Raw genomic sequence first — 7,866 nt, 5'->3', positions numbered from 1 at the left:
GGGCCCCACCATTCGGTGGGGCCCGCCGTCGTTGATGGAGAGGCATGACCGACTGGACGTTGAGTCGGGCGGCGGGGGAGTGCCCTGCCTGCCGCCTGCCGGGCCCCAGGCGGGCGTCAGGCGGTCTGGCGGGACTGCAGAAGGGCACTGAGGCCGGCGAGCGTTCTTTCGGCGTCCAGCAGGCCATAGGGGCTGGGGATTGCCTCCTGCGCGACGGCGAGCTCCACCTCGCAGCCCTGGCGGAAGTCCTCTGTCATCACTTCGAGAAGGGACCGGGCATCCACACCGGGCTTGCCGTCCCTGCTGATGGTTACCGGCAGCCCGCTTTCCAGGACGGCGCGGACAAACATCGCTGCGGGCCGGGCATGAAGACCGATGGCCGCCATGACTATTGCCTTGCGTGCGGGCAACGGGCCCCCCTCATCCTCGAAAGCTGGTTCTGACGGATTCAAGCGTAGCTGGCGGCGCGTTGGGGGTCGAACTGCAAGGGCAGTGGTCTAGACCTGCGCGCCGGGTGGCCTACGCTTTAGGCATGGACACATGCACCGGGCCGGGCCGTGGGATCTAACGCGTCAAGGATGGCCGGCGAGATCGACCGGCACAACGGAACGCCCATCTATGTGCAGTTGCGGGAAATCCTCAGGGCCCACATCGCGCAGATGTGCCCGCCCGGGTCGGCGCTGCCGTCCGAGCGGGACCTGGCCGAGCGTTTCGGGCTGGCCCGGATGACGGTCCGGCAGGCCATCGATGCCCTTGTTGGCGAGGAGGTCATCGAGCGGGTGGTCGGACTGGGCACGTTTGTCCGCAAACCGAAACTGGACCTACAGGTCAAGTTGACCTCCTACAGCGAGGAAATGCAGCGCCGCGGGATGGTACCGGCAGCCAGGGTCCTCAGCTTCGAACAAATCAACGCCAGCGCTTTCCTGGCCCGCGAGCTGCAGCTCGAGGAGGGCACGCCGCTGGTGCGGTTCCGGCGTCTGCTGCTGGCGGACAACGAACCCATGAGTGTTGATGAGAATTTCATTCCGGCGCACCGCGTGCCCGGACTGCTTGACCGCGAACCGCCGACCTCGCTCTACAACGTGCTGAGCGAGAGCTACGGGCTGGTCATGGAGTGGGGCGAGGACATGATCGAGGCGACCGCCGCGTCGCCGTCGACGGCGCGTTTGCTCAACGTCGACGTGGGGTCGCCGTTGCTGAAGATCCAGCGGCACGCCTTCGTGGCGCGGGCGATGGTGGACTACTCGGTGTCCTACTACCGGGCCGACCGCTACAAACTGTGGGTGCCGTTGCAGCGGCCCGGTGTGCGGCCGACGCGCAACTACTCCACGGGGTACCGCCCCTAGCAACGCGGGGTCAGATCGCGCCCATCCCGGAGGCTCTTATAGGCGCGAAGTGACCCCGCGTTGCTGTTTGACCCCGCGGACGCAGGAAGGCCCGGTCCTCGTGGACCGGGCCTTCCCTGTACTGCGGTGTTGCTGAGCCGTGGAGTTAGCGGCTGAGGGTCTTCTGCGACTCGGCCGCTTCGATCGCCTCGTGTCCGCCGTGGTGGCCGTGCGCCGCCTCCAGCTCAGCCGGCGTTGCCGGGGCAACGCGGTCCTCGAAGAACCACTGGGAGAGCTTCGCGCGGCGCTTTTCCTTCTTGTCGACGACGCCGTGGTCGTTTGGCACCGCCGGCAGCGGCGACGGGGATTCGAAGCCGACCAACTTGTAGCGCTTGTACTCATCCAGCGGGGCGTGAACCTCGATGAACTCGCCGTGCGGCAGGCGCACGATGCGGCCGGTTTCGCGGCCGTGGAGCGCAATTTCGCGGTCCTTGCGCTGCAGTGCCAGTGCCACCCGCTTTGTCACGATGAAGGCGATGACCGGTCCGATGAAGAACAGTGCGCGCAGCCAGTAGGTGACATCGTTCAGTGCCACATGGAAGTGGGTGGCGATGAGGTCCGAGCCGGCTGCTGCCCACATCACGCAGTACCACGTGAAGCCTGCCATGCCGATGGCGGTGCGGGTCGGGGCGTTGCGCGGACGGTCCAGGACGTGATGCTCGCGGTTGTCCCGGGTGATCCAGCGTTCGATCCACGGGTAGGTGAAAAGGACGGTGAAGATGATTCCCGCGGGGACCAGGGCAGGCAGCAGGACGTTGAAGCTGAAGACGTGGCCGAACCAGACCTGCTCGACCTGCCAGTTACCGATGATGCCGGGCATCAGGCGCAGTGCGCCGTCTACGAAGCCGATGTACCAGTCAGGCTGGGTGCCTGCCGAAACGGGAGAGGGATCGTAGGGGCCGTAATTCCAGATCGGGTTGATGGTGAAGAAGCCCGCCATGAGGGCAACGACACCGAACACGATGAAGAAGAAGCCTCCGGCCTTCGCAGCGTAAACCGGACCCAGCGGGTAACCGACGACGTTGCCGTCATTGCGGCCCGGACCGGGGTACTGGGTGTGCTTGTGCACCACCACCATGAAGAGGTGCATCACGATCATCAGGAGGATGAGGGCGGGAACCAGGAGGATGTGGAGCATGTACAGGCGGCTGATGATGACAGTGCCCGGGAACTCTCCGCCGAAGAGGAAGAACGAGATGTACGTGCCGACCACCGGGATGGACTTGATGACGCCGTCGATGATGCGCAGGCCGTTGCCGGAGAGCAGGTCGTCGGGGAGTGAGTAGCCGGTGAAGCCTGCGGCCATCGACAGGATGAGCAGGACACCGCCCACCACCCAGTTGAGTTCGCGCGGCTTGCGGAACGCTCCGGTGAAGAAAACGCGCAGCATGTGGACGGACACGGAAGCGACGAACAGCAGGGCTGCCCAGTGGTGGACCTGGCGCATGAACAGACCGCCACGGACATCAAAGGAGATGTCCAGCGACGAGCTGTAGGCCACCGACATCTCGACATTCTTCAGCGGGAGGTAGGAACCCGCGTAGCGCGTCTCCGCCATGGACGGATCAAAGAAGAACGTGAGGAAGGTGCCGGAGAGCAGCAGGATGACGAAGGAGTACAGCGCGACTTCACCGAACATGAAGGACCAGTGGTCGGGAAAGACCTTCCGGCCGAATTCGCGGAGAATTCCGGAGCCGCCGACGCGCTGGTCGACGAAGTCGGTGATGCGGCCGCCTTTAGTCTCGGCGACGAAAACGGAGGCATCAGGCGTTGTTGTTGCGGACATGCTCTTCACGCTCCCAGTAGCTCGGTCCAACGGGTTCATGGAAGTCGCTCGTCGCGACCAGGTAGCCCTCGGAGTCGACTGCAATGGGCAGTTGGGGGAGAGGACGGCTCGCCGGGCCGAAGATGACCTTGCATTGCTGAGTCAGGTCAAAGGTCGACTGGTGGCACGGGCACAGCAGGTGGTGGGTCTGCTGCTCGTACAAAGCAACAGGGCAACCAACATGGGTGCAGATCTTGGAATAGGCAACGATGCCGTTGTAGGCCCAGTCCGCGCGCTCGGGGGAGGGGTTGAGCTCCTCCGGGTTCAGGCGCATGAGCAGCACGACAGACTTGGCCTTTTCGTCCAGCTTGCCCTCGTGCATTTCGTTCAGCCCTTCCGGGATGACGTGGAAAGCGGAGCCGATCGTGACATCAGCGGCCTTGATGGGGGTGCCATCGGGGTCACGGGCGAGGCGCTTGAGCTTGCCGTCCTGCGGAGCCCACATGGTGTGGGCCAGCTTGTCGTCCGGCCGGGGACCGAGGTCACCGAAGATCGCCAGGGCCGGCAGGGGAGCCAGTGCGACGGCGCCGAGGAGGGTATTGCGGATCAGTGGCCGGCGCTTGATGCCGGTCTCTTCCACAATGTCATCAACGATCCGGACGGCGGCCTGGCGGTCTTCCTCGGTGCGGATTGCGTGGCGCTCTTCCGAGACCTCGTGGTCCGGCATGAGGGCCTTGGCCCAGTGGACGATGCCGGTGCCGATGCCCAGCATCGCGAATGCGGTGCCGAGGCCCAGCAGGGCATTTTGCAGCCGGACAGTGCCGATCGTGGAGTCAGCCCCCAGATCAATGGCAAAGTAGGCCACCAGGAATATCACTGTGCCAACGACCGAGGACCCGAAAAGGAGGGCTACCTGCCGTTCTGCTCGCTTTGCCGCGCGCGGGTCCGTGTCAGCCAGGCGCAAACGATGCGGAGGAATTCCAGGATCCTGGAACTTCGCCACCTCGCTTTGACCAGCCGTAGCTACGGTGCCCGAGTGGTTCGGACTGCCGTCACTATGGTTGCCCATAATTCGCCTCATCCCTCTCTCGTCTCGGCTGCTGCCGAGTTAGCATTTCAATTCAAACTGCTGACGGGTCAGCAGAAAACTCTTACAGGTAAAGCGGATCCTGCTAGGACGTCCGGGACGTCAGCCAGATAGTGAAGGCGATAATCACGCCAAGGCCTGCGATCCAGACGAAGAGACCTTCGGACACCGGACCCAGCGCGCCAAGATCGGCGCCGCCGGGAGACCCGTTGGCCTCAATCGTCTTCAGGAAGGAGATGATGTCGCGCTTCCCCTCAGGGGAAATATTCGAGTCGTTGAAAACCGGCATGTTCTGCGGGCCGGTAACCATCGCTTCATAAATGTGCTCACCCGAGACGCCGGCTAGGGCCGGGGCGAACTTGCCCCGGGTCAGCGCGCCGCCCGCGGCGGCCGCGTTATGGCACATGGCGCAGTTCACGCGGAACAGCTCACCGCCCGCGGAGGCATCGCCCTTCCCGTCGACGAGGTTCTCCTCGGGGATGGCAGGACCGGGGCCCAGGGATGCAACGTAGGCAGCCAGCTTGCGGGTCTGCTCCTCGTTGAACTGGGCCGGCTTCTGGTAGGCCTGGGGACCGTTCATCTGCATGGGCATCCGGCCGGTGCCGACCTGGAAGTCAACGGCGGCCGCGCCGACGCCGACGAGCGACGGTCCGGCTTGGGACCCGCTGGCACCCATGCCGTGGCACGTGGCGCAGTTGGCGGCGAAAAGCTTGCCGCCTTCTTCCACGTCACTTGCGCTAACGCTCGTGGTGTCGGCCTTGGCCTGGTTGACGGTGGTGGCAACGGCGTACAGCCCACCAGTGACCAGGAGGCCCATCAGCAGCAGTGCAATTGCTGCCATCGGGTGACGTCGCTTCTGCGAGAGTGCCTTCACGTGGTGGTTCCTTTTTTCGATCCTGCGTTGGCTCGGGGAGCCGCTTCTTGAAATTCTACCTCTTGTAGAAAGAGGGGCAAGCATTGCTACTTGAGGACGTAGATGACCAGGAAGAGCCCGATCCAGACCACGTCGACGAAGTGCCAGTAGTACGACGTGACGATTGCCGAAGTCGCTTCAAAGTGGCCGAACTTCTTCGCAGCGAAGGAGCGGCCGATGATGAGCAGGAAGGCAATCAAGCCACCGATAACGTGCAGGCCGTGGAAGCCTGTGGTGATGTAGAACGCTGATCCGTAGGCGTTGGAGGAGAGCGAGACGTGCTCGGAAACGAGCATGGCGTACTCGGTCGACTGCCCCGCCACGAAGATGGCGCCCATGATGAACGTCAAGGTAAACCATTCGTTCATGCCCCAGCGGGTGAAGCTGAGGCGGCTGCCGCTTCGACGCGGCTGGAGCCGCTCGGCGGCGAAGACGCCCATCTGGCAAGTGAAAGAACTTGCCACGAGGACGATCGTGTTGACGAGCGCAAAGGGGAAGTTGAGCTTTGCTGTCTCCTCGGCCCACATCAGTCCTGAAGTAGAACGGAGTGTGAAGTACATGGCGAAGAGACCGGCGAAGAACATCAACTCACTGGACAGCCAGACGACGGTTCCAACGGAAACCATATTCGGGCGATTCAGCGTCGGGTGCGCCGAGGTACTGGGGGCTTGGGTCGCAGATGTCACATAGACATTATGTCTGTAAAAGTTCGTCCTGCCCAACGCAAACCGCTTTTTGGAAGGACTTTTTCTACAAAGCCGCGAATTCGCGCGGAAAAGTTCCCGGGCCAGTTCATATTGGTCATAGCGGCGCGCACCTCGATAGCATCAGGTGGTGACTTCTCAGGCAACTGCACAGGCGGCAGGCAACACCTGGCCGCGGCTCATCGGCGCCCTCATTGCGGGTACGGACCTTACTGCCGGCAACACCGGGTGGGCGATGAACTCGATCATGTCGGGCGAGGCCACCCCTGCCCAGGTCGCCGGATTCCTGGTGGCACTGCGCTCGAAGGGCGAGACGGTTGATGAGCTGACCGGCCTGGTTGAGGCGATGATCACAAACGCAAGCCCCATTGGAATCTCCGGCGAGAAGCTCGACATCGTGGGCACGGGCGGGGACCAGCAAAACACCGTCAACATCTCCACGATGGCCGCGCTGATCTGCGCCGGGGCAGGCGCCAAAGTGGTCAAGCACGGCAACCGCGCCGCATCCTCGACGTCGGGCTCCGCGGACGTCCTCGAAGCCCTCGGAGTGCGGCTGGACCTCCCGATTCCCCGCGTCGCGCTCAACGCGGAGGAGGCCGGGATCACGTTCTGTTTCGCCCAGGTCTTTCACCCCTCAATGCGGCACGCCGCCGTCGCCCGCCGTGAACTGGGCGTGCCGACTGCGTTCAACTTCCTGGGCCCCATGGTCAACCCGGCCAATGTGCAGGCTTCGGCAGTAGGCGTCGCGAATGAACGGATGGCCCCGCTGGTGGCCGGCGTGCTGGCGAGGCGAGGCAGCCGGGGACTCGTGTTCCGCGGCAACGACGGGCTGGATGAGCTGACCACGACCGGTCCGTCCCGAGTCTGGGAAATCCGGAACGGGGCTGTGCTGGAGCAGATGTTCGATCCCCGCGACCTGGGGATCCGCCAGGCAACGCTTGAGGAACTGCGCGGCGGGGATGCGGCGAGCAACGCCGCCGTCGTCCGCTCCGTCCTGGCCGGCGGACCCGGCCCCGCGCGCGACGCCGCCCTGCTTAACGCTGCGGCCGGGCTCGTGGCGTTTGACCTGGACGCTGCGGGCCCGTTCGTGGAGCGGATGGACGCGGCGATGAAGCGTGCGGAGGTCTCGGTCCAGTCCGGTGCGGCCACGGCCGTGCTGGACCGCTGGGTGGCTCTGACCCGGAGCTGATCCGGCCCGAACCCCGGGGGGCGTCCTACTGTTCGAAGCCGAGGGCGAAGGCCGCGTCGAGGTCGTGCTGGGAGTAGGCGCGGAAGGCGATGTGCGTGGTGGTGTGCACCACCGCAGGGACCTTGGACAACTTGTCGGCAATGACGTCGGCGAGGTCTTCGTGCCTGGCGACCCTCGCGATGGCGATGAGGTCCCATTCGCCGGTGACGGAATAAACCTCGCTGATGCCCTGGATCGCGGAGATTTCTTCCGCCGTCTCGGGGATGCGGGAAGCGTCTGTCTTTATCAGGACGAAAGCGGTGACCACGTGTGAGCCTTTCCGGATCTGTTGCGCCGTTGCTGGCCGAAGGCGGCCCCGGTCCGGCGGTCCACGGGGCCCTGGCCGTGTCCTTGCCAGCCTAGTACATCAGGCTTTGGTGCGCCGTGCGGAAAGCCTGCGGACGGCGGCGGCCACGAGCCGGTAGCCCAGGAGGAAGACGCCCAGGACGATCAGCGCGACAATCACGAACGGCAGGACCACCGTCTGCCCGGTGACGGCCCGCAGGGCCATGCCCACGGCGACGGTCCCGAGCCAAACGGCGACGCCGGCGGGCCAGATTGCGAGGGGAGCGCGCCAGAGGCGCAGGGCAAGCCAGGCAAGGGCAGCCCCGGCAAGGAACGGCCAGGCCGTGGCCAGGACTCCCGTAACGATCTCCCCGCGCTGGTGCGCATCCCGGCCGATTGCCGCAAAAACGAGGATCAGCACCGCGTCGGCGCAGCCGGCCAGAACGGCGGACCGCCGTGCCCCCGGTGCGGGGGTGGTGGCGCGGGTGGTGGCTGGGCG

At 64.8% G+C, this 7,866-nt stretch carries 9 protein-coding genes; 2 read left to right on the top strand and 7 right to left on the bottom strand.

Annotated features, from left to right (window positions below):
- Positions 1–116: 116 nt before the first annotated feature.
- A complete protein-coding gene (locus tag BJG92_RS16180; RefSeq protein ID WP_269462093.1) occupies positions 117–410 on the bottom strand; it encodes an HPr family phosphocarrier protein in 294 nt (97 codons plus the stop codon).
- Between the two features lie 168 nt (positions 411–578).
- Here BJG92_RS16180 and BJG92_RS16175 point away from each other — a divergent pair, with 168 nt between their 5' ends.
- Entirely contained in the window at positions 579–1,346 is a 768-nt protein-coding gene (locus BJG92_RS16175; RefSeq protein ID WP_232085008.1) for a GntR family transcriptional regulator, read from the top strand.
- Between the two features lie 145 nt (positions 1,347–1,491).
- Here BJG92_RS16175 and BJG92_RS16170 read toward each other — a convergent pair whose 3' ends face one another.
- From BJG92_RS16170 to BJG92_RS16155, 4 genes are all read right to left on the bottom strand, one after another.
- A complete protein-coding gene (locus BJG92_RS16170; protein WP_232085007.1) occupies positions 1,492–3,171 on the bottom strand; it encodes a cytochrome bc complex cytochrome b subunit in 1,680 nt (559 codons plus the stop codon).
- Positions 3,149–4,219: a ubiquinol-cytochrome c reductase iron-sulfur subunit gene (locus BJG92_RS16165; protein ID WP_232085006.1), complete on the bottom strand. Its 1,071-nt coding sequence runs from the start codon at positions 4,217–4,219 to the stop codon at positions 3,149–3,151. Before BJG92_RS16165 ends, BJG92_RS16170 begins: the two co-directional genes overlap by 23 nt.
- Positions 4,220–4,322: 103 nt before the next feature.
- The gene (locus BJG92_RS16160; protein ID WP_232085005.1) at positions 4,323–5,111 is read right to left on the bottom strand and encodes a c-type cytochrome; all 789 of its coding nucleotides are present in this window, start codon (positions 5,109–5,111) and stop codon (positions 4,323–4,325) included.
- A gap of 86 nt (positions 5,112–5,197) precedes the next feature.
- A complete protein-coding gene (locus tag BJG92_RS16155) occupies positions 5,198–5,776 on the bottom strand; it encodes a heme-copper oxidase subunit III (protein ID WP_232085004.1) in 579 nt (192 codons plus the stop codon).
- 208 nt (positions 5,777–5,984) lie between these two features.
- On the opposite strand from BJG92_RS16155, the gene trpD reads away from it, so the two are divergent.
- Complete coding sequence (gene trpD / locus BJG92_RS16150) at positions 5,985–7,043, top strand: anthranilate phosphoribosyltransferase (RefSeq protein WP_232085003.1); 1,059 nt, start codon at positions 5,985–5,987, stop codon at positions 7,041–7,043.
- 25 nt (positions 7,044–7,068) lie between these two features.
- Here trpD and BJG92_RS16145 read toward each other — a convergent pair whose 3' ends face one another.
- Both BJG92_RS16145 and BJG92_RS16140 read right to left on the bottom strand, forming a co-directional pair.
- Positions 7,069–7,350 carry an Lrp/AsnC family transcriptional regulator gene (locus tag BJG92_RS16145; protein ID WP_232085002.1) on the bottom strand — a complete coding sequence of 94 codons (282 nt, stop codon included), beginning with the start codon at positions 7,348–7,350 and terminating at the stop codon, positions 7,069–7,071.
- A 99-nt stretch (positions 7,351–7,449) separates the two neighbouring features.
- Complete coding sequence (locus BJG92_RS16140; RefSeq protein WP_232085100.1) at positions 7,450–7,809, bottom strand: DUF3054 domain-containing protein; 360 nt, start codon at positions 7,807–7,809, stop codon at positions 7,450–7,452.
- Positions 7,810–7,866 lie beyond the last annotated feature (57 nt).

It is taken from the genome of Arthrobacter sp. SO5 (assembly GCF_020532805.1).
Classification (GTDB): Bacteria; Actinomycetota; Actinomycetes; order Actinomycetales; family Micrococcaceae; genus Arthrobacter.
Note: the sequence above shows the minus strand (reverse complement) of the source record. Positions and strands in the feature narration are given on the sequence as shown.